Raw genomic sequence first — 25,236 nt, 5'->3', positions numbered from 1 at the left:
CCGCACCCCTCGACTCCCACGAAACCCTCGACCCCCACGAACGGACCAGGCCCCATAGTGCAAGGCAATGCGATCTTCCGCCACTCCAACGCTTCCCTCCTCTCCGTGACGGAAGTCCTGGCCCCCGTCACCGTGACGAGTGCGCAGATCGACGAGGAGCTGGCCGAGGTGTTGAAGCGCCTGCGCCTGCCCCAGGGACTGCTGCCACGCGTGGCCGGCGTGACGGCCCGCCGCAACTGGGAGCACCCGGGCCACTTCCAGGAGGGCGCCGCCGAGGCCGGACGCCGGGCCCTGCAGCAGGCGGGCGTGCAGCCCGGGCAGATCGGGCTCATGGTCAACACCTCCGTCACCCGGGAGTCCCTCGAGCCCTCCGTGGCGGTGCGGATCCACCACGAGATGGGGCTGCCGACCTCCGCCACGAACTTCGACATCACCAACGCCTGCCTGGGCTTCGTCAACGGGATGAGCCTGGCCGCCTCGATGATCGACGCCGGCCAGATCGACTACGCGATCGTGGTGGCCGGCGAGGACTCCGTCAAGGTCCAGCAGGCCACCCTGGAGAACCTCAAGGCACAGGACGTGGACCGGGCCTCCTTCATGGAGCAGTTCGCCTCACTGACCCTCGGCTCCGGCGCCGCCGCCGCCGTCATCGGCCGCACGGACCGGCACCCGGATGGCCACCGGATCGTCCGGGGCGTCACCCGCGCCGGCACGGACCACCACGACCTGTGCGTGGGAGACCACAAGGGCATGTTCACGGACTCCACCGCCCTGCTCAACGACGGACTCGAGCTCGTCATGGACGCCTGGAACGACGTCCCGGCGGACTGGGGCTGGTCCGGCATGGACCGCTACGTCACCCACCAGGTCTCCCGCCTGCACACCGATTCCATCACGGAGGCGACGGGGCTGGACCCCGCCCGGTTCCCCGTCACCTACCCCGAGCTCGGCAATGTGGGGCCGGCGTCCCTCCCGATCACCCTGGCCCGGGAGGCGGACACGCTCTCGCCCGGGGACAAGGTGCTGTGCATGGGCGTGGGATCCGGCCTGAACACGGCCATGCTGGAGCTCTCCTGGTGAGGATCCCGGCCGCCCCCGCCACCCTCCCCGCCGAGACCTCGCCCGTCCCCCTGCCCGGTTGGGACCCCGCCTGGAGCCGGCTGGTGCCGATCCAGACGGACGGCGGCACCCGGACCCTGCACGTGCTGGACACCGCCGCGGTGCTGGACGCGGCCGGCCTGGAACCGGACGGCACCATCCTGGCCGTCCACGGCAACCCCACCTGGTCCTATCTGTGGCGCTCCCTCGCGCGCGCCACGCTGGACCTGGCCCGCGCCGGCGGGCCCGTGTGGCGCCTTCTCGCCCCGGACCAGCTGGACATGGGCTTCTCCGAACGGATCGCCCACCCCGGTCTGCCGCACCCGGCCCAGGCGGACGACGACGGCTACCGCACCCTGGGCGGCCGGCTCACCGACCTCGACGCCCTGGTCTCCGCCCTCGGACTGGACACCGCCGCCCGTGCCGGCCACCCGCTGCTGACCCTCGGCCATGACTGGGGCGGCGTGATCTCCCTGGGCTGGGCCGGACGGAACGAGGACCTCGTGGCGGGGTCGATCACGCTGAACACCGCGGTGCACCACCCCGCCTCCGCGCCGCTGCCGGCCCCCCTGCGGGCGGCCCTCGCCGGTCCCCTGCTGCCCGGATCCACCGTGCTGACCGACGCCTTCCTGCGGGTCACCACGGCCCTGGGCCACCCCCGGCTGTCACCCGGGATCAGGGCCGCCTACCACGCGCCCTACGGCTCGGCGGCCCGCCGCGGAGGGATCGGCGGCTTCGTGGCGGACATCCCCGTGGGGCCGCAGCACGCCTCCCACCCCGAGCTGCTGCGCGTGTCCTCCGCCCTGTCCGGATTCGGCAAGCCCGCGCTGCTGCTGTGGGGACCGAGGGACCCGGTGTTCCTCGACGGCTACCTGGCCGACCTGTTGGAACGGCTGCCGCAGGCCGACCTGCATCGCTACGAGACCGCCGGGCACCTGCTCGCCGAGGACGTACAGATCGCCGAGCCGATCCTGGCCTGGGCCGGGCAGGTCCTGGACGGCACCGCCCGGGACCGGGCCGCGGCCACCGCCGTGGGCCCCACCGGCTGGGACGCGGAGGCCTCCTCGCCCCTGTGGTCGTTCCTCGATCAGTGGCGCGACTCGGCCGCCCCCGCCCTCGTGGACATGGCCGGGGACGACCCGGCACCGGTGGGGTGGGACCGACTCGCCGCCGTGGTGGACGCGGTCGCCACCGGGCTGGTCGCCCAGGGCGTGCGCCCCGGCGACCGGATCTCCCTGATGGTCACGCCCGGCCGCGACCTGACCGCCGCGCTCTACGCGGCCCTGAAGATCGGCGCGGTCGTGGTGGTGGCCGATGCCGGGCTCGGCGTGGCGGGGATGACCCGCGCCGTGCGCGCGGCACGGCCGGACTGGGTCATCGGCAGGCTGCCCGGGCTCAGCGTGGCCCGCACCCAGGGCTGGCCGGGGCGGCGGCTGTCCGTCGAGACGCTGCCCGCACCGCTCGCCCGGGTGCTCGGGGTCCAGGACAGCCTGTACCGGATGGCCCTCGCCCATGACGGGGCGTCCTTCACGCCGGTCCCCGGCCCCTCCGATCCGGCGGCGATCCTCTACACCTCCGGGTCCACCGGCCCGGCCAAGGGCGTGCTCTACACCCACGGGCGGCTGGGAGCCCTGGCGGGACTCCTGCAGGAGGTCTTCGAGGTCCGCCCCGGGTCCTCCCTGCTGGCGGGCTTCGCACCCTTCGCGCTGCTCGGACCGGCCATCGGAGCCACCTCGGTCACCCCGGACATGTCCGTGACCCGACCGGCCACCCTGACGGCCGCCGCGGTCGCCGACGCCGCGCGGACCGGCCGGGCCACCATCCTCTTCGCCTCCCCCGCGGCCCTGCGCAACGTGGTGGAGACCGCGGCGGCCCTCGGCCCGGAGGACCACGCCGTCCTGGCCGGCATCGAGCTCGTGCTCTCCGCCGGGGCCCCCGTCCACCCGCAGCTCATGCGGCAGGTCTCGGCGCTCTTCCCGGCGGCGCAGTTCCACTCGCCCTACGGCATGACGGAGGCCCTGCTGCTGGCGGACATCGACGGCCGGACGGTCCTGGAGCTCGATGAGCGGGGCTCCGGTGGGCCGGTCGCCGACGACGGGGTCTGCGTGGGCGGTCCCGTGGGGCCCGTCCGGATCGCGATCGCACCGCTGGGCGCCGACGGGGCCGCCGCCGACGCCCTCCTCGAAGGCCCCGAGGCCGCCGGGGTCCTCGGCGAGGTCGTGGTCTCGGCACCGCACCAGAAGGCAGGCTACGACCGGCTCTGGCTCACGGACGAGCGTAGCAAGCAGGACACCCTCCACGGCCGGCAGTGGCATCGCACGCAGGACGTGGGGCACCTCGATGCCGCCGGCCGCCTGTGGATCGAGGGCAGGCTGCAGCACGTGGCCACCACCCCGGACGGTCCCGTCGCCCCGGGCGGGCCGGAGGCACGCATCGACGCGCTGCCGACCGTCTCCCGGTCCGCCGTGGTGGGCGTGGGCCCGCGGGGCACGCAGGCCGTGGTGGCCGTGGTCGAGCCCGCGGCGCACCCCGGCACGCGCACGCCACGCCCCGGGCTGGCCCCCACGGAGCTGACCGCGCAGGTACGCCGGGCGGCAGCCCCGGTGCCCGTCGCCGCCGTGCTCGTGACCGACCGGGTCCCCGTCGACATCCGGCACAACTCGAAGATCGACCGCACCCGGTTGGCCCGCTGGGCGGACGGCGTGCTGTCCGGCGGCTCCGTGGGGGCCCCGTGAGCGCCCGGCGGGACCTCCGCGTGCTGGTCACCGGGGCCTCGGGCCTGCTCGGCGCCGGGGTGGCGCGCCGACTGGTGGCCGAGGGGGCCGACGTCGTGACCCTGCAGCGCCGCGCCTCCGGGGTGCCCGGCGTGCGGGACGTGATCGGCTCGGTGGCCGATCCGGCGGCCGTGGACCGGGCCATGGCCGGACGCGACACGGTGGTCCATGTGGCCGCGAAGGTCTCGGTGTCCGGGCCGGCCGCGGCCTACGAGAAGGTCAACGTCGCCGGGACACGGACCGTGCTTCAGGCGGCGCGCCGGACCGGAGTGGAACGGTTCGTGCACCTCTCCTCCCCGTCCGTGGCCCATGCCGGCGCCTCGATCGTCGGGGACGGGGCGGGGCCGGCCGACCCGGCGCGGGCCCGCGGACACTACGCCCGGACCAAGGCCGCCGGCGAGCTGCTGGCCCTGGCGGCCGATGCGCGGGATTTCCGGGTGCTCGTGCTGCGGCCGCACCTGATGTGGGGTCCCGGGGACACCCAGCTGACGGAGCGGATCATCGAGCGGGCCCGGGCCGGCCGGATGCCCCTGCTGGGTCCCTCCGCCGCGCTGATCGACTCGCTGTACTCGACGAACGCCGTGGACGCCGTGGTGGCCGCCGTGGACGCGGTGGACCGGGTCCACGGGGAGGCGCTCGTGGTGACCAACGGTGAGCCGCGTCCGGTGGGCGAGCTGGTCCGGGGCCTCGCCCTGGCCGGTGGGGCGCCCGAACCACGGATGCGGATCCCCGCCGGGCCGGCCCGCGGGGCAGGTGCCCTGATCGAGCGTCTCTGGGAGGCGGGCGGCTTCGGACGGGACGGCGACGAGCCCCCGCTGACGCGTTTCCTGGCCGAGCAGCTCTCCACGGCCCACTGGTTCGACCAGCGGCGCACGCGCGAGGTCCTGCGCTGGGCGCCGGCGGTCTCGGTCGACCGTGGTCTCGAACTGCTCGCGGGTCACTACCGTGGCTAGATCCAGTTAGATCCAGCTAGATCCAGCTAGACCCGAACCGCGCTGAGGTGGCACTCGGGGTAGGGATGCTCGCCGTCCGGGCAGACGATCACCCGCCAGGTCTCGCTGAAGCCGGCCTCGTCCAGGACCCTGGCCAGCGACGAGGGGTTCCAGCGCCAGGCCGGCGCGACGACGTGAGGGAACTCCTCGACGTCCCGGTCCGAGTCCAACAGGGCCTGGAACGCCAGCAGCACCTGACAGCCCGGCTCCACGTGCGCCGCCCATGAGGCCAACACCCCCGGGACCTGCTGCGGCGGGACGTGGATCAGGCTGAACCGGGCCAGGATCCCGCTGACGGGCCCGGCCTCGCGGACCGCCGGCTCGGCGGCGGGATAGTACGCGTCCCCGGCGATCCAGGTGCGCCGTGGGTACCGCCGGCGGGCGATCTGCAGCATCCTGGCCGAGGGGTCCACCCCGATTGTGCGGAAGCCCCGGAAGGCCAGCTCCACCGTCACGTGTCCCGTCCCGCAGCCCAGGTCCAGGATGGTCCCGCCCTGCGGCAGTCCGTCCGCGAAGGCATCCAGCGCATGCCGGTCCAGGGGCCGCTGCCACGGCCCCGGGAAGGTGCGGTCGTAGAGCTCCGCCAGCGCGTCGTAGCCGGGCTGCCCCTCAGGTGTCGATGCGCTCAAGGTCCAGGTCCTGGGCGCCGGAGATGATGAAGTCCTTGCGCGGGGCGACGTTGGAGCCCATCAGCAGGTCGAAGACGTGCTCGGCCCGCTGCAGCGCCTCCTCCGCCTCGGGGATGGTCACCCGGCGCAGCATGCGCTGGCGCGGGTCCATGGTGGTGTCCGCCAGTTGGTCGGCGTCCATCTCCCCCAGGCCCTTGTAGCGCTGGATCGGCTCCTTGTAGTTCTTGCCGTCCTTCTCCAGGCGCGCCAACAGCCGGTGCAGTTCCTGCTCCGAATAGGTGTAGACCACCTCGTTGGGCTTGGACCCGGCGTGGACGACCTCCACCCGGTGCAGCGGTGGCACGGCGGCGAACACGCGTCCCTCCTCCACCATCGGACGCATGTAGCGGAAGAACAGGGTGAGCAGCAGCGTGCGGATGTGCGCGCCGTCCACGTCCGCGTCCGTCATGAGGATGACCTTGCCGTACCGCGCCGTGGACAGGTCGAAGCTGCGCCCGGCCCCACCCCCGACCACCTGGATGAGGGCCGCGCACTCGGCGTTGGAGAGCATGTCCCCCACGGAGGCCTTCTGCACGTTGAGGATCTTGCCGCGGATCGGGAACAGGGCCTGGAAATCCGAGGAGCGGGCCAGTTTGGCCGTGCCGAGGGCGGAATCGCCCTCCACGATGAACAGCTCGGAGGAGGCCACGTCCGTGGACCGGCAGTCGGCGAGTTTGGCCGGCATGGTGGAGGTCTCGAGCGCGTTCTTGCGCCGCTGGTTCTCCTTGTGCGTCCGGGCCGAGATGCGGGACTTCATCTCCGCGACGACCTTCTCGAGCAGCACCGAGACCTGGGTCTTGTCATGCTTCCGGGTGGACTTGAAGATCGCCCCGAGCTGCTGCTCGACCACCTTGGCCACGATCTGGCGGACGGCCGAGGTGCCCAGGACCTCCTTGGTCTGGCCCTCGAACTGCGGCTCGGCCAGGCGCACCGTCAGCACCGCCGTCATGCCGGCCAGCACATCGTCCTTCTCCAACTTGTCGTTGCCGGCCTTGAGCTTGCGGGCGTTGGCCTCCACCGTCTTGCGGAAGGTCTTCAGCACCGACGCCTCGAAGCCCGCCTGGTGGGTGCCGCCCTTCGGGGTGGCGATGATGTTGACGAAGGAGCGCAGGTGGGTGTCGTAGCCCACGTCCCAGCGCAGCGCGATGTCCACCGCGCACTCGCGTTCCACGTCCTGCATGGCCGAGCGGCCGTCCTCGCCCAGCACGGGCACCCGCTCGGTGAAGGTGCCGGCCCCCTGCAGCCGCCACACGTCCGTCACCGGGCTGACGGAGGAGAGGTGGTCCACGAACTCGGAGATGCCGCCGTCGTAGTGGAAGACCTCCTCGTACGGACCGGATTCCCCCGGCGTGCCGGGCAGCCGCCGCTCGTCCCGCAGGGTGATCTTGAGCCCCGGGATGAGGTAGGCGGTCTGGCGGGCCCGCTGCTGCAGGTCCTCATAGGAGAACCGCGCGTCCGGGGTGAAGATCTGCTCGTCGGCCCAGTAGCGCACGCGGGTGCCGGTCTGGCCCCGCTTGGCCTTGCCGACGATTTCCATGGGCGACTGGTTGGCCGAGGGGGTGAAGGGGGCGTCCGGCCGGGCGACGCTCCCGGTGTCCTGGAACTGCCCGGGCTCGCCCCGGTGGAAGGACAGCTGGTGGATCTTGCCGCCTCGGAACACCTGCACGTCCAGCCGGGAGGACAGCGCGTTGACCACGGAGGCGCCCACGCCGTGCAGGCCGCCCGAGGCGCCGTAGGAGCCACCGCCGAACTTGCCGCCGGCGTGCAGCTTGGTGAAGACCACCTCGACGCCGGACAGTCCGGTCCTCGGCTCGATGTCCACCGGGATGCCGCGGCCGTTGTCCTCGACCTCCACGGCGCCCCCGGCGTGCAGGGTGACCGCGATCGACTGGCCGTACCCGCCCAGGGCCTCATCCACGGAGTTGTCGATGATCTCCCACAGGCAGTGCATCAGCCCGCGCGAGTCGGTGGACCCGATGTACATGCCGGGTCTCTTGCGGACGGCCTCGAGGCCTTCCAGCACGGAGAGGTGCCGGGCGTTGTACTCACTGCTGCTGGACATGCGTGTGCCTTACTTCCTGGACGGCGGGCGGTTCCCGCCATCCCCTGCGCCGCGTGGCGTCTTCTCGTCCCTGAAGGCTATCGGCCGGGGCGTCCAATCCGCTGGAACCCCGCCGGGCGGCCGGCGTGATCGCCGGTGCTGCCGTGGTACGCAATCAGCGAACACGGCGTCCTTCCCCTCGAGGGTGCGAACAAAAATGACAAGATGGTGGTTCCCTAGGTGTACGCAGTACCCCGAACAGTACCGACCCCCCGGTCACGAGCTACCGATCCTTGAGGGATCAGGGGCACCAGATGAGGAGGCCATCATGACCACCACCGCCACAACGATTGAATCGCCCGTGTTGACCGGCGCAGACCGTTGCGACCGTTGCGGGGCCCAGGCCTATGTGCGGGCCGTGCTCACCAGCGGCGGGGAGCTGCTCTTCTGCGGCCACCACTCCCGTGCCGTGGAAGGCACCCTCCGGCCCCAGACCACCGTCTGGCAGGACGAGACGGACAAGCTGCACGAGAAGCAGCCGGTCGACGTCGACTGATCCGCCGCCACACTCCGAAGAAAGGCCCGGCCCCCGCAAGGGGACCGGGCCTTTCTCCTCTTCCGTCCCCCCGCGGTGGGCGGGCCGGCTCAGTCAGCTCAGTCCAGGTAGTCCCGCAGGACCTGCGACCGGGAGGGGTGGCGCAGCTTCGACATGGTCTTGGACTCTATCTGGCGGATCCGTTCGCGCGTCACGCCGTAGACCTTGCCGATCTCGTCCAGGGTCTTCGGCTGGCCGTCCGTCAGCCCGTAGCGCATGGCCACCACGCCGGCCTCGCGCTCGGCCAGGGTGTCCAGCACCGAGTGCAGCTGCTCCTGCAGCAGCGTGAAGCTCACGGCGTCGGCGGGCACCACGGCCTCGGAGTCCTCGATCAGGTCGCCGAACTCGGAGTCGCCGTCCTCACCCAGGGGGGTGTGCAGCGAGATGGGCTCGCGGCCGTACTTCTGGACCTCGACCACCTTCTCCGGGGTCATGTCCAGCTCCTTGGCCAGCTCCTCCGGGGTGGGCTCGCGGCCCAGGTCCTGGAGCATCTGGCGCTGCACCCGGGCCAGCTTGTTGATGACCTCCACCATGTGCACGGGGATCCGGATGGTCCGTGCCTGGTCTGCCATGGCACGGGTGATGGCCTGGCGGATCCACCAGGTCGCATAGGTCGAGAACTTGAAGCCCTTGGTGTAGTCGAACTTCTCCACCGCGCGGATCAGGCCCAGGTTGCCCTCCTGGATCAGGTCCAGGAACAGCATGCCACGCCCGGTGTAGCGCTTGGCGAGGGACACCACGAGGCGCAGGTTGGCCTCGAGCAGGTGGTTCTTCGCCCGGCGGCCGTCCGCCACGACCAGCTCCATGTCCCGGCGCAGGCGGGCGTCCTTGATGGGGTCGTCCTTCATCTTCTGCTCGGCATAGAGCCCGGCCTCGATGCGCAGGGCGAGGTCGACCTCCTGTTCCGCGTTGAGCAGTGCCACCTTGCCGATCTGCTTCAGGTAGTCCTTGACCGGGTCGGCGGTCGCCCCGGCTGAGACGACCTGCTGGACCGGGGCATCGTCCTCGGCGTCGGAGACCACGAAGCCGCCGGAGGTGGATTCCTCCTCGGCCTTCTCGGCGCCGGCCGGGGTCTCGGTGCCCTCGTCCTCCTCGGCCTCCGCCTCGATCTCACTCGAGGCCTTCACGGCCACCGACGGGGTGGCCGCGGCCTGGCCGACGGTCGGGGACTTGGCGGCGGTCTTCTTGGCCGCGGCCTTCTTGGTCGCCGTGGTCTTCGTGGCGCGCGACGTCGGGGTGGACTTCCGAGCGGACGTGGCGGCCGGGACAGCCCCCTGGTCCTCTGCGACGGCGTCCTCGACGGCCGTGCTGCCTTGTGTCTCGGTCTTCTTGGAAGAAGTAGTCACTCATTACCTTTCGTACGGGCATCCCGAAGGACCCCTGACGGTCAACACCACTATGACCCTGTCAAATCCGCGGTGAACTGCACCCGGACGGCACGGGAGGTCGTCCCGTGTTCTCCGGATCCCGCGGACGCAGGGTCTTCAAGTGGTCAACGACCCATCACGCGCATTTGTTCCCGCGGGCCTGGGATCCAGGGCGGGAGACGGCAAGCGTCCGGGTCAGCCTTCCCGATTATGCCATGGAGGGAGCCGGCCGGGCCCATCCCGGCCCCGCGCGCCGGAGACGGGATCGTCATCCCAGCCGGCGGGCGGTGGCGGACCAGGCGGTCTCGCGCCGGCTGGCCCACCCGGAGAGCATCCCCCGGTCCACGATCTCCCCCAGGAGCTGTCCCAGGGGGTACTCGGGGTCGTCCCGGTGGACCTCCTCGAGGATGCGTCCCGCGACCGAACCACGCCCCCGGGCCCACTCGAGCCAGGCCGCCAGGCACCGCAGGACGGAGGCCCCGTGGCCCGCGACCTCCGGCAGGAGGGCGGCGCAGGCGGACCGCAGGTGGGCGATGCGCTGCCAGTCCGGTCCGCGCTGGCTGGCAGCCAGGATGACGGAGGTGAACAGCACGCCGTTGACCTCGCACGGTTCCGCGTCCAGCCGTTCTGCGACCCCCGGCGGGACGGTGCCCAGCCAGACGGCTCCGGAGACGGAGCGGCCCAGCGAGAAGCTCGCCGAGGCGAGGAGGCAGTCGCGCCACTGGACCCGGATCAGCCCGGCGGCCAGCAGGGCCCGTGCGTACGGGTCCGCCGGCAGGACGCCGGAGGCGAGGACGTGCTCCCACCCCGTCAGCCACGTCACCAGGGCGGTCGCCATCTCGTCCCCGTCGGGGCCAGCCACCCCCAGTTCGGCGATGTGCACCACGGCGGCCAAGAGATCGGGGGTGTAGTCCTCCGCGGGGGCGGGCAGACCGCTGTCCTCCGGCTCCGCCGAGACCAGGGAGCCCTCCAGGATCAGGGAGGCGTTGATCACGCTGGTCTCCACGAGGGACACCGGTGTCCCATGGTCGGAGCAGGCGGCGGGGCGGGGGCAGCCCACGTGCCACACCCTCCCGCCGGCCACCAGCCACAGCTCCATCATGGGCAGCCCGACGTCGGCGAACTCACGCTCCAGGGCCACCGCGAGCAGGCGGTCCGACTCCGTGGTGGGGTCCTCGTGGGGCCCGGCCTCCGCCGCGCCGGCGGCACCGTCCCGGAACAGCACGGCGACGCACCCGTCCGCGCGGCGGTCGTTGGCCAGGTGGGCGGCGAACTGCCGGGCATAGGCACTGTGGGCCGGCCAGGTCATCACGGCCGCCGGATCCCAGTCGCAGCGCAGGACCGCGCCGAGGCTGCTGCCGGCCAGGCTGATGGCCGTGAGGCTGTTGCGGGGCGGGTACCCCATCGTGTGGTGGATGTAGCTGATCAGGTCCGTCACGTCCACGGCCTTGACCGTGGCTCGGGGAGACGGGCTGGGGAGGACGGCGTCGCCGGGGAGGTCTGTCTGCATGACTCCACGGTTCCGCCTCCATCACGGCCGCGGAACCGCCCCCACTCCCGGTTGTGGGGCGGTGGGGGCATCCGGTCACCTGTGCAGGAGTGCCTCCCGCACCGGCCTATCGGCCGTCCGGGTCCTCCCCGGCGTCGTGCGAGCCGTCCTCCGGGGCCTCGGCATCGCCGTCCCGACCGGCATCCAGCGCGTGCCGCGGCTGGCTCTGCAGGTACTCCTCGACGGCGGCCCCCAGCTCCTCGGCGTCGGGAACCTGCTCGTCCGGTCCCACCAGCAGCGACCTGCCGGCGCCCGGGGAGTTCTGGTCGAAGTTCTTCTCCAGCCCCTCCACCATGGCGGTGACCTCATGCGAGGCGCCGGTCTGGCGGTCCAGCTCACGGTCCACCTCACGGCCGCGCTCCCGCAGCTCGTCGGTGGGCAGCATCAGGCCGAGCGCGGCGCCCACGTACTCCAAGGCGGCGACGGCGGCCTGCGGGTACGCGGCCTCGGCGAGGTAGTGCGGCACATGCAGCGAGTAGCCGGTGGTCCCGTGGCCCTTCTCGTCCAGCCGCAGCTCGAGCAACTGGCTGACTCCGGAGACCATCCGGGCCTGGGGGCTCCAGGTGGACAGGCCGGCCACCAGCTCCTCCTGGTTGCCGTGGGCCGTCACGCCCAGCGGACGGGTGTGGGGCACGGGCATGGGCACGGCGTCCACCAGGGCCACGAGCTTGACGTCGAGCTTCTCCACGAGGAACAGCACGGAGGCCACGAAACGCTCCCACTGGTAGTCCGGTTCGGGTCCGGACAGCAACAGGAAGGGCCGGCCCAGGGAGTCGGAGACCAGATGGAGCTGGAGGCGTGGGGACTGGTAGTCGCGGAAGCGCTCGCCGTCGAAGGTGATCTGCGGACGGCGGGACCGGTAGTCGATCAGCTGGTCCGCGTCGAAGCTGGCCAGCAGTTTGTGCTCCAGCGAATCGACCAGCGTGTCCCGGACCTGTTCGGCCAGGTGGCCGGCGTTCAGGTGTCCTCCGAAGACCGCCAGCATGCCCAGCCCGCGCAACGCCGTGGCTCCGTCGAATCCCCCGGCCAACAGGTCACGGCCGGCCGGTTCGAGGGTGAACAGCGTGGTGGGGTCCTGCATGGTACGTCCTTCCGTGCCTGGCGGCCTTGATGGTCCTGATGCTTGCCTTGGTGAGTCCAACGTACTGGTGGCGTGGGCTATTCCACGCCAGGTGCGCCGCGGGGCGGCCGGAGGCCCCCCGTGGATAGGATCATGGCAGAGCCACCACGACCACTGTCCCCCACCCCGATCGAGGAGAACCACTCCCGTGCCCATGATCAATGACTTCAGCCCCGTCCTGACCGCCATCACCCCGGCCCAGTCCCAGCACCGCAGCCAGGACTCCTCGGCCCTGGTGATCGGCGTCAGCTCCACGGACGAGGGGCCCGTGCTGCTGCCCAACCCGCTGCCCGATGCCGGCGCCCGCGCCCTGGCCGACTCCCTCGAGGCCTTGGGGGTCACGGGTGCCGCCGACGAGGTGGTGCGGATCCCGGGGTTGGATCGACTGCCGTTCCCGCTCCTGGTGCTCACCGGGGTCGGGAGGATCACGGGCGAGCCCGGGGCCGGTGTCTCCCACGAGGCCCTGCGCCGTGCCGCCGGCGCGGCCGTACGGCAGCTCTCCGGCACCCGGAGCGTGACCCTCGGCCTGCCGGCCGAGACGCCCGAGCTGCTGGCCGCGGTCGCCGAGGGAGCCGCGCTGGCCGCCTACTCCTTCACGGCCTTCCGCTCGGCCGACGCCCGGCAGAAGGCGAAGAACCCGGTGGAGGGCGCCGCCGTCGTGACCTCCCTGAAGCCCAAGGTGACCGGACCGGTCCTGAAGCGGGCCGCGGCCGTGGCCCGTGCCGTGCGTGCCACCCGTGACCTCGTCAACACCCCGCCCTCCCACCTGTTCCCCGCGTCCTTCGCCGAGGAGGTGTCCCAGGCCATGCAGCCGCTGGCCGTGAAGGTCACCGTCTGGGACGAGAGGCGGCTGGAGAAGGAGGGCTTCGGGGGCCTGCTCAACGTCGGCATGGGCTCCTCCCGCCCGCCGCGGTTGGTCAAGCTCGAGTACACGCCCGCCAAGGGCGCCCGCCGCGCCCCGCACGTCGCGTTGGTCGGCAAGGGCATCACCTTCGACTCGGGCGGACTGTCCCTGAAGCCGCCCACGTCCATGACCACCATGAAGTCGGACATGGCGGGCGCGGCCACCGTGGCCTCCGTGGTCGCGGCCGCGGCCGAGCTCGAGCTCCCCGTCAAGGTCACCGGCTGGCTGTGCATGGCCGAGAACATGCCCTCCGCCACCGCCCAGCGCCCCTCGGACGTCATCACGATCTACGGCGGCAAGACGGTCGAGGTCATGAACACGGATGCCGAGGGCCGTCTCGTCCTGGCGGACGGATTGGTGGCCGCCACGGACGAGACCCCGGATGCCGTCATCGACGTGGCCACCCTGACGGGCGCCCAGATGATCGCCCTGGGCAGCCGGACCACCGGGGTCCTGGGCACCGAGGCCCTGCGGGACGAGATCGTGAGCGCCTCCGACGCCAGCGGGGAGGCCGCCTGGGCCATGCCGATCCCCGAGAACCAGCGCGCGTCCCTGGACTCGACCATCGCTGACATCTCCAACGTGGGCGACCGGTTCGGCGGCATGCTGACGGCCGCCGCCTTCCTGCGCGACTTCGTGGACGCCGGCCGCACGCCCGCCGAGGCCAAGGACGCCCCGACCCCGTGGGCCCACCTGGACATCGCCGGCCCGTCCTTCAACGACTCCGGTGCCTACGGGTACACGCCGAAGGACGCCACCGGGGTCATGGTCCGGACCCTGGTGACCTACCTGGAGGGCCGCGCGGGGCAGGAGGGCCCAAAGTAGAAGCCAGCGGCGCCGTACGGCTAAGGTAAAACCGAGGCATCACCACCAACCCGAAGGGTGACGGAGAACCCGGCACCCGATTGTGAGGAGCACCATCGTGGCCGACACGGCAACCGCCCAGGAATTCGACGTACTCATCCTCGGCGGTGGATCCGCCGGGTACGCAGCCGCCCTCCGCTCGGTCCAGTACGGGATGAGCGTCGGGCTGGTGGAGAAGGCCAAGCTCGGCGGCACCTGCCTGCACACGGGGTGCATCCCCACCAAGGCGTACCTGCACGCCGCCGAACTGGCGGACGAGGCCCGGACCTCCTCGAAGTACGGCATCCACACCACCCTCGACTCCATCGACATGGCCGGTGTACGGGACTTCAAGGACGGCGTCGTCGCCGGCAAGTTCAAGGGCCTGAGCGGCCTGCTCAAGATGAAGAAGGTCAACGTCATCGAGGGCGAGGGCAAGCTGGTCTCGCAGAACCAGATCGAGGTGGACGGGACCCGCTACACGGGCAAGAACATCATCCTGGCCTCCGGTTCCGAGTCCAAGACCTTCGGCCTGCCGATCGGCGGCAACATCATGACCTCGACGGAGGCCCTGCAGCTGGACCGCACCCCGAAGTCCGCCATCATCCTGGGCGGTGGCGTCATCGGCTCCGAGTTCGCCTCGGCCTGGCACTCCTTCGGTGTGGACGTCACCATCATCGAAGGCCTCGACCACCTCGTGCCGAACGAGGACCCGGAGGTCATCAAGGTCCTGGAGCGGGAGTTCAAGAAGAAGGGCATCAAGTCCAACCTCGGCACCTTCTTCGAGAAGGTCGAGGAGACCGGGGACGGCGTCAAGGTCACCCTGGCCGACGGCAAGGAGTTCACGGCGGAGGTCTGCCTCGTGGCCGTGGGCCGCGGGCCCGTCACCGCCGGGCTGGGCTATGAGGACCAGGGCATCACCCTGGACCGGGGCTTCGTGATCACCAACGAGCGCCTGCACACCGGGGTCGGCAACATCTACGCGATCGGTGACATCGTCCCAGGCGTGCAGCTGGCCCACCGCGGCTACCAGCAGGGTCATTTCGTGGCCGAGGAGATCGCCGGTAACAACCCCATCATCGTCGAGGACATCAACATCCCGAAGGTCACCTTCACCGATCCGGAGATCATGTCCGTGGGCTACTCGGAGCCGAAGGCCAAGGAGAAGTTCGGCGAGTCCAACGTGGAGACCACCACGTACAACCTGGCCGGCAACGGCAAGTCCTCCATCCTGGGCACGGGCGGCATCATCAAGATGGTGCGGCAGAAGAACGGCCCGATCGTCGGGGTGCACGGCATCGGCAAGCGCATCAGCGAGCAGATCGGCGAATCCCAGCTGATCGTCAACTGGGAGGCCTACCCGGAGGACGTGGCCGCCTTCGTCCACGCCCACCCCACCCAGAACGAGTCCCTTGGCGAAGCCGCGATGGCCCTCAACGGCCACCCGCTGCACGGCTGAGACCACCGAGACCACTACACAACCGTCAGGCCGGCGGGAAGCCGGCACGCACTTGAGGAGAAACGGGACGCCATGTCTGAAACCGTGAACCTGCCGGCCCTGGGTGAATCCGTCACCGAGGGCACCGTCACCCGCTGGCTGAAGGAGGTCGGCGACGAGGTCGCCGTCGACGAGCCGTTGGTGGAGGTCTCCACCGACAAGGTGGACACCGAGATCCCGTCCCCCGTGGCCGGCATTCTCGAGGAGATCCTCGTCCAGGAGGACGAGACCGTCGAGGTCGACGCCCCCCTGGCCAAGATCGGCTCCGGCTCCGGTGGCGGCTCGTCTGACGACGCTCCGGCTGCCGCCGAGGCCGAGGAGGAGACCCAGGAGGACGAGGCCAAGCAGGAGGCGCCGGCTGAGCAGGAGCCCGCCGAGGCCTCGGACAACGACGAGACCGGCGACAGCAGCACGGACGGACAGGAGCTGTCCTCCGAACAGGTGGCCGCCGAGGATGCCGAGGAGCAGGGCACCGGCGATTCCACCGAGGTCACCCTACCGGCGCTGGGCGAATCCGTGACCGAGGGCACCGTCACGCGCTGGCTCAAGGAGATCGGTGACGACGTGGAGGTCGATGAGCCGCTGCTCGAGGTCTCCACCGACAAGGTCGACACCGAGATCCCGTCCCCCGTGGCCGGCAAGCTCGTGGAGATCAAGGTCCAGGAGGACGAGACCGTGGAGGTCGGCGCCGTGCTGGCCCTGGTCGGGTCCGGATCGGCCGCCCCTGCGGGTGAGGACAAGCCGGCCGAGAAGCCTGCTGCCCAGGAGAAGGAGGCCGAGGAGAAGCCCGCCGAGAAGCCTGCTGCCCAGGAAAGGGAAGCTGAGGAGAAGCCGGCCGAGAAGCCCGCTGCCGAGGAGAAGCAGGCTGAGGAGAAGCCTGCTGCCGAGGAGAAGCCCGCCGAGCAGGCGTCCTCCGCACCGACCCCCGCTCCCGCCGGAGCAGCCCCGGGCGAGGGCTATGTCACCCCGCTCGTGCGCCGCCTGGCCCAGCAGAACGACGTGGACCTGTCCACGGTGGTGGGCACCGGTGTCGGTGGCCGCATCCGCAAGCAGGACGTCCTGGTGGCCGCCGAGGCCGCCAAGGCGCGCCAGTCCGGCTCGAACGCTCCCGCCGCCGCCCCGGCAGCGGGTGCGGCAGGCGCTGCCCCGGCCCCGGCCGCCGCCTCCACGGTGGACCCGGGCAAGCGTGGAACCACGGAGAAGGCGCCGCGCATCCGGCAGACCATCGCCCGGCGCATGCGCGAATCCCTGGACGTCTCGGCCCAGCTGACCCAGGTGCACGAGATCGACATGACCCGGGTGGTGGCGCTGCGCGGCAAGGCCAAGACCGGCTTCCAGCAGAAGAACGGCGTCAAGCTGACGTACCTGCCGTTCATCACCCTGGCCGTGACCGAGGCGTTGAAGCAGCATCCGAAGCTGAACGCCGAGTTCAACGCCGAGACCTCGGAGATCACCTATCACGACTCCGAGGACATCGCGATCGCGGTGGACACCGAGAAGGGCCTGTTCGTCCCGGTCATCAAGGACACCGGTTCGCTGAACCTCTCCGGGATCGCCGGCAAGATCGCCGACGTGGCGGACCGGACCCGCAACAACAAGATCTCCCCGGACGAGCTGTCCGGTGGGACCTTCTCGATCACCAACTTCGGCTCGGTCGGTGCCCTGTTCGACACCCCGATCATCAACCAGCCGAACGTGGCGATCCTCGGGGTCGGCACCATCGTCAAGCGGCCCATGGTCATCACCGACCAGGAGGGCAATGACACCATCGCCATCCGCCACATGATGTACCTGAGCCTGACCTACGACCACCGCCTGGTGGACGGGGCAGACGCCGGCCGCTTCCTGCAGACCGTCAAGGCGCGTCTGGAAGCCGGCGAGTTCGCCCACGAGTTGGGGGTCTGAATCCATGGCGGTCGTCACCGCGATCATCATCGCCATCCACATCATCTCCGCCGCCGCGATCGTCGGCGGGTGGCTGGCCCACTTCAAGAACCCGACCGTCACCAAGTCCCAGTGGTACGGCACGTGGGGCATGCTGGCCTCCGGCCTGCTGCTGGCCGGCCTCGCCGAGATGGGTGACGATCCGGTGAACCACATCAAGATCGGCGTCAAGCTGGTCATCGGCCTCTGCGTCTTCGTGACCGCGCTGCTGGCACGGCGCAAGGAGAACAAGGGCGAGCCGGTGTCCACCGGCCTGGCCCATGCCACGGGCGGGATGGCGCTGGTCAACATCCTCGTGGCCGTGCTGTGGCAGGACTACTCCTGATCCACCTCAGTACGCACCGCTGACGGCGGCCGACCGGATCCCGGTCGGCCGCCGTCTGGCGTCACGGCTCGATCCGGTGCACCCGCCATCCCTCCCCCGTCCGCCGGAGGTGGACGGTGAGGCGTTCGACCAACGGCCCCTCGGAGGCCGCCACGGCGTCCCCGGACGAGCTGACGGTCCGGTAGGGGCCGATCCGCGACTCCACCGGCGCGGAGGCGTGCCGCGGGTCCTGAAGGGTGACGTCGCCTGTCACCCGGGTCCGAAGGTCGAGCCCCTGGAAGCGGAGGTCCCGGTCCGCCAGCTGCTGCTGCAGGGCCGCGTCGGCGGCGAAGGCCGGTGAGTCGGGCAGGCTGTAGGCCGCCAGCTGTCCGTGGTCCAAGGAGGTGAGCGCCTCGGCACGGGCCGGGCCCAGGGCCGCGACCGCCGCTCGCACCTCCTCCGTCGCCTCCGCCGTCACCTCCGCCGGACCCCCAGTCACTGCCCCCGGGTCCGCGGCGGGCGCGGTCTCCGGCGTCGCCCTGGCGTCCGCGTGCGGGGGCGCCGCGCTCGGCGGGTCATCTGGGCCGAGGAACCCCACGGCACCCCAGGCCAGGGCTGCCGCCACCACGGCCGCCGCCCCGGTCAGCACTCGGCGGCGCCGCCCCCGCGCCTGCGCCCGCCGGGACACCGTAGGGGCACGACGGCGGGTGGGCAGCTCCCGGGCGACCTCCGCGGCGGCGCCGGGATACAGGTCCAGGGGTTGCGGGTCAGCCCAGCGGTAGGCGGCGACCGCGAAGTGCTCGGCCCCGGGCCGGCGCTGCGGATCCTCGCCCAACCCGGCCTCCAGCAGGTCGACCACGTCGCCGGGGACCTCCGGGAGGATCATCGGCAGGGGCGCCCGGGACGCCGTCCGGGACGGCGCCCTCCCGGTCAGGGCGTACCAGCCGACCGCCGCCAGCGAGTAGAGGTCGGCCGCCGGGTCCAGTCGCCCCGGCCCGCCGTCGTCGTACAGCTCCGGCGCGGAGAAGCCCGGGGTCCCGAGACGGTGCTCGGCGCCACCCAGGACGCGGGAGGAGCCCAGGTCGGCCAGCGCCGGGCGCCCCTGGACGGTGAAGAGGATGTTGCCCGGTGACACGTCGCCGTGGACCACACCGCGGGCGTGGAGCACCTGCAGAGCCTGCGCCATGGGGACCAGGACCGTGACCACCTGCCCCAGCGGCAGGGGTCCGGCGGCGCGGACCAGGGAGCCCAGTGAACCGCCGGCGTGGTACTCGCTGAGCAGGCCGGGCCCGGCATCCGTCTCCACCACGCCCAGGGGACGCACCACATGCTCATGACGCAGGTCCCCCACGGCCCGCATCTCCGTCTGCAGCACGGACACGGGCCCCGCGGCCCGCCGCTGCGGGATCTTCAGGGCGGCCTGGGTCCCCTCGGCGTCGGTCACGAGCCACACGGTGGAGTTGGCACCCCGGCCCAGTTCCCGCACCACCTCCCACCCCGGGACGTCAGGCGGCGGCGTCGTCGTCTGCATCTGTTCCCCCTCCGGCAACCGGTCGTGTCTCCTCCCCTCCATCCTGCCGCCCTTCAGGGAGGCCCGCTGCGATTATCCACAGGCCTCCCCGGCAGGGCATAGAGTGAGGCCATGCCCGAAACGACCATGCCGCCGTTCCGCGTCCTGGGCCTGTCCCCGGACACCGTCGACTACCGAGCGGCGTGGGAACTCCAGCAGGAGCTCCACGCCCGGGTCGTCGAGGGGGTCTCCCCCGGTGCCATCCTCTTCCTCGAGCACACCGCCGTGTACACCGCCGGAAAGCGCACGGAGCCTGCCGACCTTCCGGACGACGGCTCCCCGGTGGTGGACGTGGACCGCGGTGGCAAGCTCACGTGGCACGGGCCGGGGCAACTGGTCTGCTATCCCGTGGTCCGGCTGGCGGATCCGGCGGCCGTCAAGGAGTACGTCTGGTTCCTGGAGGAGGCCCTCATCCGGACGCTGGCCGGCCTCGGCCTGACCGGCGAACGCGTGGACGGACGCTCCGGCGTCTGGATCCTCGGCGGCACGGACGCGGCCGGCCGGACCGTCCCGGACCGCAAGATCGCCGCCATCGGGCTACGCGTCAACCACGGGGTCTCGATGCACGGCTTCGCCCTGAACTGCAGCAACTCCCTGGCGCCCTACGAGCACATCGTGGCCTGCGGCATCACCGACGCCGGCTCCACCACCATCTCGGCCGAGCTCGGCCGCACCGTCACCCCGGCTGAGGCGCTGGCCACGGTCCGGGAGCACCTGGCCGCGCTGGCCCCCGGCCATCTCGCGCCGGTCGCACCGACCCTGTTGGCGGACGCCGCCGGCGACTCCCCCACCCCGAACCCCCTGCGGAAGGAAACACTTCAGTGAGCGCATCCCCTGACGGCCGCCGACTCCTGCGCGTCGAGGCCCGCAACGCCGAGGTTCCGGTCGAACGCAAGCCGGACTGGATCAAGGCCAAGGTCGACATCGGGCCCGAGTACATCAACCTCAAGAACAAGGTGAAGTCCTCCGGTCTGCACACCGTGTGTGAGGAGGCCGGCTGCCCCAACATCTTCGAGTGCTGGGAGGACCGCGAGGCCACCTTCCTCATCGGCGGCGACACCTGCACCCGCCGGTGCGGCTTCTGCGACATCGCCACCGGCAAGCCGCAGCCCCTGGACCTCGACGAGCCCCGCCGCGTGGCCGAGAACATCCGGGAGATGAACCTGCGCTACACCACGGTCACGGGCGTGGCACGGGACGACCAGAAGGACGGGGCCGCCTGGCTCTTCGCCGAGACGATCCGCAAGGTCCACGAGCTCAACCCCAACACGGGCATCGAGATCCTGCCCCCTGACTTCGGGGCCGATCCCGAGCTGGTCCAGGTGGTCTTCGACGCCCGCCCGGAGGTCTTCGCGCACAACCTCGAGACCGTTCCGCGGATCTTCAAGGCGATCCGGCCGGCCTTCACCTATGACAAGTCCCTGCGGGTGCTGAACATGGCCAAGGCGGACGGGCTCGTCACGAAGTCCAACCTGATCCTGGGCATGGGCGAGGAGGACCACGAGATCGACCAGGCCCTCGTGGACCTGCACGAGGCCGGCTGCGACATCATCACGGTGACGCAGTATGTGCGCCCCTCCAAGCTGCACCACCCGATCGACCGGTGGGTGAAGCCGGAGGAGTTCGTGCACTGGTCCGAGCGCGCCGAGCAGATCGGCTTCGCCGGCGTCATGGCCGGGCCGCTGGTGCGGTCCTCCTACCGCGCCGGACGCCTCTACGCCACCGCCATGCGCAAGCTGGGCCGTCAGATGCCCGCGAACCTGTCCCACATCGAGGAGTCCGGCTCCACCCGGCAGGAGGCGGCCTCGCTGCTCGCTGGCCGGTAGACTGGAGTCACTATGGTCCAGAGCAAAGATTCCGCAGCATCCTCGTCCGCATCGACCCGCGCCAAGCTGAAGGCCGTCAAGGCCGAGCAGCGGGAACGGCGCCTCCAGGACAAGGTCCGGACGAAGGAGACCAAGGCCGAGACCAAGGCCCGGAAGAAGGCCACCAAGAAGCCCGGTGTCTTCAAGCAGCTCCGCGACGTCTTCTCCATGACCCGCGCCCACGACCCGAAGGTCGTGCTGTGGATGGCCCTGGCGTTCGTGGCCGTCCTGGTCATCGGACTCGTCGTGGGCCTGTTGCTGGACAACTGGATCACGTGGCTGCTCATCGCCATCCCCTTCGGCCTGCTGGCCGCGGTGGTCATCATGAATCGCAGGGCCGAGAAGGCGGCGTTCGCGCGCATCGACGGGCGCCCCGGTGCGGCCGGCGCCGCGCTGTCCACGCTCCGCCGTGGCTGGATCATCCCCGAGCAGCCGGTGGCGGTCAGCCCGAAGACGCAGGACGCGGTCTTCCGCGCCGTCGGGCGTCCCGGCGTCGTCCTCGTCACCGAGGGCCCCACCAGCCGGGTGCGGCCGCTCGTGGAGAAGGAGCGCAGGAACATGCAGCGGTTCCTGCCGAACGTGCCGATCCAGGTGTTGGCCACGGGGCACGGCGATGACCAGGTCGAGCTGCATGAGCTGTCCAAGACCCTGAAGCGGATGAAGAAGACCCTCACCAAGCAGGAGGTCCAGGCGGTCGACAAGCGGCTGAACTCCCTGGGGTCCACGAAGATGCCGATCCCCAAGGGCATCGACCCCTACCGCGCGCGACCGGACCGCAAGGCCATGCGCGGGCGCTGAGGACGGCGCTACATCCGGATCAGCACGGTGCCGGCCGCCCGGTCGTGCAGTCCCCGGCCATCAGCGTCGATCATGAAGGGCGTCACCACCAGGCACCACAGGCCCGTGCGGATCAGGGTCTTCACGGGCCCGGCCATGGCGCCGCCCACCCGGACCACCTGGATCCCGGCGATCCGCTTGCCCACGGTGGTGCCCAACAGGCTCACCAGGACCACCTGCAGCAGGACGTAGAACCCGAGGGTCACGAGGGGGTGTCCCTCGAACCACACGGTGCTGATGAACAGGGCGATGAACCAGTCGATCAGGACCGCGAGGATCCGGCGGCCCCATCCGGCCATGGAGGTCGGGCCGCTCTCGGCCAGCCCCAGCCGTTCGCCGGGCCAGCGCCCGACCGCGTTCGGCCGCGCGGAGCCACCGACCCAGCCGGCCATGTCCCGGCGGGTGACCAAGGGGTCCTCGGCCCCCCGCCTGCCGGAGGGGCGTCGGGAACCGGACGCGCCGTCGTCGCCGGCGCCGGGGGGATTCTGAGGGGTTCGTGCCACCGCTTCACTCTACCGAGTCCGGGGCCGGGCCCCGGCCGGGGATCGGACACGTTACACGCCGGAAACACATCTGTCACCGTCGGGATACGGCACCTCGATAGAGTAGGCGCATTACCGAACCCCGAGGAGCACATCCAGATGTTCACCACCGCCCAGGACGTCCTGCAGTTCATCCAGGACGAGGACGTCGTCTTCGTCGATGTCCGATTCACCGACCTGCCAGGCGTCCAGCAGCACTTCAACCTTCCGGCGAAGGCGGTGGACGAGGAGTTCTTCGTGGAGGGCCAGCTGTTCGACGGCTCCTCCATCCGCGGCTTCCAGGGGATCGCCGAATCGGACATGCAGCTGATCCCGGATGTGGCCACGGCCTACCTGGACCCGTTCCGCGTGGAGAAGACCCTCGTCATGAGCTTCTCGATCGTGAACCCGCGCACGGGTGAGCCCTACCACCGCGATCCGCGGGGCGTGGCCCAGAAGGCGGAGGAGTACCTCGCCTCGACCGGCATCGCCGACACCGCCAACTTCGCCTCCGAGGCCGAGTTCTTCATCTTCGAGGACGTCCGGTATCAGTCCACGCCGAACCACAGCTTCTACTCCGTCGACTCGGACGAGGCCTGGTGGAACACGGGCCGGAAGGAGGAGGGCGGCAACCTGGGCCACAAGACCCCCGTCAAGGGCGGCTACTTCCCCGTCTCCCCGGTGGACAAGCAGGCCGACCTGCGCGACGCGATCTGCGTGGCCCTGGACGAGGTCGGCCTCGAGGTCGAACGCTCCCACCACGAGGTCGGCGCCGCCGGCCAGGCCGAGATCAACTACAAGTTCAACACGCTGACCCACGCTGCGGACGACCTGATGAAGTTCAAGTACGTGGTCAAGAACACCGCGGAGGCCTTCGGCAAGACCGCGACGTTCATGCCGAAGCCGGTCTTCGGGGACAACGGCTCGGGCATGCACTGCCACCAGTCCCTGTGGAACGCCGGCGAGCCGCTGTTCTACGACGAGAAGGGCTACGCCAACCTCTCGGACACCGCCCGCTGGTACATCGGTGGCCTCCTCAAGCACGCCTCCGCCATCCTGGCCTTCACCAACCCCACGGTGAACTCCTACCGCCGGCTGGTGAAGGGCTTCGAGGCCCCCATCAACATGGTCTACTCCCAGGGCAACCGCTCCGCCGCCATCCGCATCCCGATCACCGGCTCCAACCCCAAGGCCAAGCGCCTGGAGTTCCGCGCGCCGGACCCCTCCGGCAACCCCTACCTGGCCTTCGCCGCCCAGCTCATGGCCGGCCTGGACGGCATCCGCAACCGGATCGAGCCGGCCGAGCCGATCGACAAGGACCTGTACGAACTGCCCGCCGAGGAGGCCGCGTCCATCCAGAAGGCACCGGCCTCCCTGGAGGAGGCCCTGCGCGCCCTGGAGGAGGACCACGAGTTCCTGCTCGCCGGCGACGTCTTCACGGAGGACCTCATCGAGGCCTGGATCGAGTACAAGCGGGAGAACGAGATCCTCCCGCTGTCCATCCGGCCGAACCCCTACGAGTTCGAGCTCTACTACGGCGTGTGACGCCCGACGACGGCCCCTGACGGTGACGCTCCGACGTCACCGTCAGGGGCTGTCGCCTTCCCCGGCGCGAACGGTGGATGGCGGGGGAATATCCGGGCTGTCCCGGAGGCTGTGCCTCAGGAGAACCCCGTCTGTACAAGCCCTGTGAAAGGTGCCCGCGTGAGCTATCCGCTGTCCATCCTCGACCTGTCCACCGTGTTGCCGGGACAACCTGTCGCCCAGGCGGTGGCCGCCAGCGTCGAACTGGCGCAGCAGGCGGAGGAACAGGGCTTCCGCCGGATCTGGTTCGCAGAGCACCACAACTTCCCCTCCATCGCCTCCTCAGCCACCTCCGTGCTGATCGGGCACGTGGCCGATCAGACCTCGTCGATCCGGCTGGGGGCCGGCGGCATCATGCTGCCGAACCACTCCCCCCTGGTGATCGCCGAGCAGTTCGGCACGCTGGCCGAGATCCACCCGGGCCGGATCGACCTCGGCTTGGGACGTGCCCCCGGGACGGACCAGCGCACCATGATGGCCCTGCGCCGGGACCCCTCCGCGGCGGACACGTTCCCCCGGGACGTCAAGGAGCTGGCGGGCTACCTGAAGGGCGAGAGCCTCATCCCGGGCGTGGACGCCTTCCCCGGCAGCGGGACGAACGTGCCGCTGTTCGTGCTCGGCTCCTCCCAGTACGGCGCCCAGCTCGCGGCGGCCCTGGGCCTGGGCTACTCCTTCGCCTCACACTTCGCGCCCCAGATGCTGGAGCACGCCGCGCGCCTCTACCGGGAGTCCTTCGAGCCGTCCGAGGACTACCCGGAGCCCCACTTCATCGCCGCACTCAACGTGATCGCGGCGGACACCGAGGCGGAGGCGCACGCCCAGCTGGAGATCGCCCACCGCCACCGCATCCGGCAGATGCTCGGACGGGGCCGCGACCTGTCCGAGGAGGACGTGACCATGCTGCTGCACTCCGCCGGCGGCGAGCAGGTGCTGTCCATGATGAAGTACACCGCCGTGGGCACCATCGACACGGTCAGGACCTACCTCGACGAGTTCCGTGAGCGCGTCAAGGCGGATGAGCTCATCATCACCAACGCCGCCCCGGACCTGGCGGCCCGGCACCGCACCCTGGAGCTACTGGGCGAGCACGTCATCCGGCGCTGAGTCCGCGGACCGGAAGGTGACGATTCCATTGCGATCCTGCCGCCCTCTGACCTGAGGG

The 25,236-nt window shown here is 70.9% G+C and carries 20 protein-coding genes; 13 read left to right on the top strand and 7 right to left on the bottom strand.

Going from position 1 to position 25,236, the window contains the following annotated elements; genetic code table 11:
- Positions 1–57 precede the first annotated feature (57 nt).
- From AB0K08_RS09605 to AB0K08_RS09595, 3 genes are read left to right on the top strand one after another with little or no spacing between them, the layout of a single operon-like run.
- Positions 58–1,080 (top strand): 3-oxoacyl-ACP synthase III, encoded by a 1,023-nt coding sequence (locus tag AB0K08_RS09605; RefSeq protein ID WP_363353770.1) that lies wholly within the window; start codon positions 58–60, stop codon positions 1,078–1,080.
- On the top strand, positions 1,077–3,833 hold the full coding sequence (locus tag AB0K08_RS09600; RefSeq protein WP_363353769.1) for an alpha/beta fold hydrolase: 2,757 nt from the start codon (positions 1,077–1,079) through the stop codon (positions 3,831–3,833). Before AB0K08_RS09605 ends, AB0K08_RS09600 begins: the two co-directional genes overlap by 4 nt.
- Complete coding sequence (locus tag AB0K08_RS09595) at positions 3,830–4,825, top strand: NAD-dependent epimerase/dehydratase family protein (RefSeq protein WP_363353768.1); 996 nt, start codon at positions 3,830–3,832, stop codon at positions 4,823–4,825. Before AB0K08_RS09600 ends, AB0K08_RS09595 begins: the two co-directional genes overlap by 4 nt.
- 26 nt (positions 4,826–4,851) lie before the next feature.
- Here AB0K08_RS09595 and AB0K08_RS09590 read toward each other — a convergent pair whose 3' ends face one another.
- A complete protein-coding gene (locus tag AB0K08_RS09590) occupies positions 4,852–5,493 on the bottom strand; it encodes a class I SAM-dependent methyltransferase (protein ID WP_363353767.1) in 642 nt (213 codons plus the stop codon).
- Positions 5,474–7,594, bottom strand: a complete 2,121-nt coding sequence (locus AB0K08_RS09585) for a DNA topoisomerase IV subunit B (RefSeq protein ID WP_363353765.1) — start codon at positions 7,592–7,594, stop codon at positions 5,474–5,476. Before AB0K08_RS09585 ends, AB0K08_RS09590 begins: the two co-directional genes overlap by 20 nt.
- 307 nt (positions 7,595–7,901) lie before the next feature.
- On the opposite strand from AB0K08_RS09585, the gene AB0K08_RS09580 reads away from it, so the two are divergent.
- Positions 7,902–8,129, top strand: coding sequence for a hypothetical protein (locus tag AB0K08_RS09580; RefSeq protein WP_363353764.1), 228 nt, complete (start codon positions 7,902–7,904; stop codon positions 8,127–8,129).
- A 98-nt stretch (positions 8,130–8,227) separates the two neighbouring features.
- Here AB0K08_RS09580 and AB0K08_RS09575 read toward each other — a convergent pair whose 3' ends face one another.
- The 3 genes from AB0K08_RS09575 to AB0K08_RS09565 all read right to left on the bottom strand — a co-directional run bounded on the left by AB0K08_RS09575 (position 8,228) and on the right by AB0K08_RS09565 (position 12,165).
- On the bottom strand, positions 8,228–9,514 hold the full coding sequence (locus tag AB0K08_RS09575) for an RNA polymerase sigma factor (protein ID WP_363353762.1): 1,287 nt from the start codon (positions 9,512–9,514) through the stop codon (positions 8,228–8,230).
- Positions 9,515–9,803: 289 nt separating this feature from the next.
- Positions 9,804–11,045 (bottom strand): DUF4192 family protein, encoded by a 1,242-nt coding sequence (locus AB0K08_RS09570; RefSeq protein ID WP_363353760.1) that lies wholly within the window; start codon positions 11,043–11,045, stop codon positions 9,804–9,806.
- A 106-nt stretch (positions 11,046–11,151) separates the two neighbouring features.
- Positions 11,152–12,165, bottom strand: coding sequence for a PAC2 family protein (locus AB0K08_RS09565; protein ID WP_363353758.1), 1,014 nt, complete (start codon positions 12,163–12,165; stop codon positions 11,152–11,154).
- Between the two features lie 193 nt (positions 12,166–12,358).
- Here AB0K08_RS09565 and AB0K08_RS09560 point away from each other — a divergent pair, with 193 nt between their 5' ends.
- The 4 genes from AB0K08_RS09560 to AB0K08_RS09545 all read left to right on the top strand — a co-directional run bounded on the left by AB0K08_RS09560 (position 12,359) and on the right by AB0K08_RS09545 (position 17,718).
- Positions 12,359–13,933, top strand: coding sequence for a leucyl aminopeptidase (locus tag AB0K08_RS09560; RefSeq protein ID WP_363353983.1), 1,575 nt, complete (start codon positions 12,359–12,361; stop codon positions 13,931–13,933).
- A gap of 97 nt (positions 13,934–14,030) precedes the next feature.
- Entirely contained in the window at positions 14,031–15,410 is a 1,380-nt protein-coding gene (gene lpdA, locus AB0K08_RS09555; RefSeq protein WP_363353756.1) for a dihydrolipoyl dehydrogenase, read from the top strand.
- 72 nt (positions 15,411–15,482) lie between these two features.
- A complete protein-coding gene (gene sucB / locus AB0K08_RS09550; protein ID WP_363353755.1) occupies positions 15,483–17,354 on the top strand; it encodes a 2-oxoglutarate dehydrogenase, E2 component, dihydrolipoamide succinyltransferase in 1,872 nt (623 codons plus the stop codon).
- Positions 17,355–17,358: 4 nt separating this feature from the next.
- Entirely contained in the window at positions 17,359–17,718 is a 360-nt protein-coding gene (locus AB0K08_RS09545; protein ID WP_363353754.1) for a hypothetical protein, read from the top strand.
- 61 nt (positions 17,719–17,779) lie between these two features.
- Here the strand turns inward: AB0K08_RS09545 and AB0K08_RS09540 are convergent, their stop codons facing one another.
- Entirely contained in the window at positions 17,780–19,228 is a 1,449-nt protein-coding gene (locus AB0K08_RS09540) for a serine/threonine-protein kinase (protein ID WP_363353753.1), read from the bottom strand.
- A gap of 111 nt (positions 19,229–19,339) precedes the next feature.
- Here AB0K08_RS09540 and lipB point away from each other — a divergent pair, with 111 nt between their 5' ends.
- From lipB to AB0K08_RS09525, 3 genes are read left to right on the top strand one after another with little or no spacing between them, the layout of a single operon-like run.
- Positions 19,340–20,092 (top strand): lipoyl(octanoyl) transferase LipB, encoded by a 753-nt coding sequence (lipB, locus tag AB0K08_RS09535; protein WP_363353751.1) that lies wholly within the window; start codon positions 19,340–19,342, stop codon positions 20,090–20,092.
- A complete protein-coding gene (gene lipA, locus AB0K08_RS09530; protein WP_363353749.1) occupies positions 20,089–21,093 on the top strand; it encodes a lipoyl synthase in 1,005 nt (334 codons plus the stop codon). The genes lipB and lipA overlap by 4 nt, the downstream gene beginning before the upstream one ends.
- Positions 21,094–21,105: 12 nt before the next feature.
- Positions 21,106–21,930, top strand: coding sequence for a DUF4191 domain-containing protein (locus tag AB0K08_RS09525; RefSeq protein ID WP_363353747.1), 825 nt, complete (start codon positions 21,106–21,108; stop codon positions 21,928–21,930).
- 8 nt (positions 21,931–21,938) lie between these two features.
- Here AB0K08_RS09525 and AB0K08_RS09520 read toward each other — a convergent pair whose 3' ends face one another.
- On the bottom strand, positions 21,939–22,472 hold the full coding sequence (locus tag AB0K08_RS09520) for an RDD family protein (RefSeq protein ID WP_363353745.1): 534 nt from the start codon (positions 22,470–22,472) through the stop codon (positions 21,939–21,941).
- A 138-nt stretch (positions 22,473–22,610) separates the two neighbouring features.
- Between AB0K08_RS09520 and glnA the strand changes: the two genes are divergently transcribed.
- Positions 22,611–24,035 carry a type I glutamate--ammonia ligase gene (gene glnA, locus AB0K08_RS09515; protein WP_363353743.1) on the top strand — a complete coding sequence of 475 codons (1,425 nt, stop codon included), beginning with the start codon at positions 22,611–22,613 and terminating at the stop codon, positions 24,033–24,035.
- A gap of 159 nt (positions 24,036–24,194) precedes the next feature.
- Entirely contained in the window at positions 24,195–25,178 is a 984-nt protein-coding gene (locus AB0K08_RS09510; RefSeq protein ID WP_363353741.1) for an LLM class flavin-dependent oxidoreductase, read from the top strand.
- The last annotated feature ends 58 nt before the right edge of the window (positions 25,179–25,236 follow it).

The organism is Citricoccus sp. NPDC055426 (assembly GCF_040677445.1).
In the GTDB taxonomy this organism is placed as follows: domain Bacteria; phylum Actinomycetota; class Actinomycetes; order Actinomycetales; family Micrococcaceae; genus Citricoccus.
Note: the sequence above shows the minus strand (reverse complement) of the source record. Positions and strands in the feature narration are given on the sequence as shown.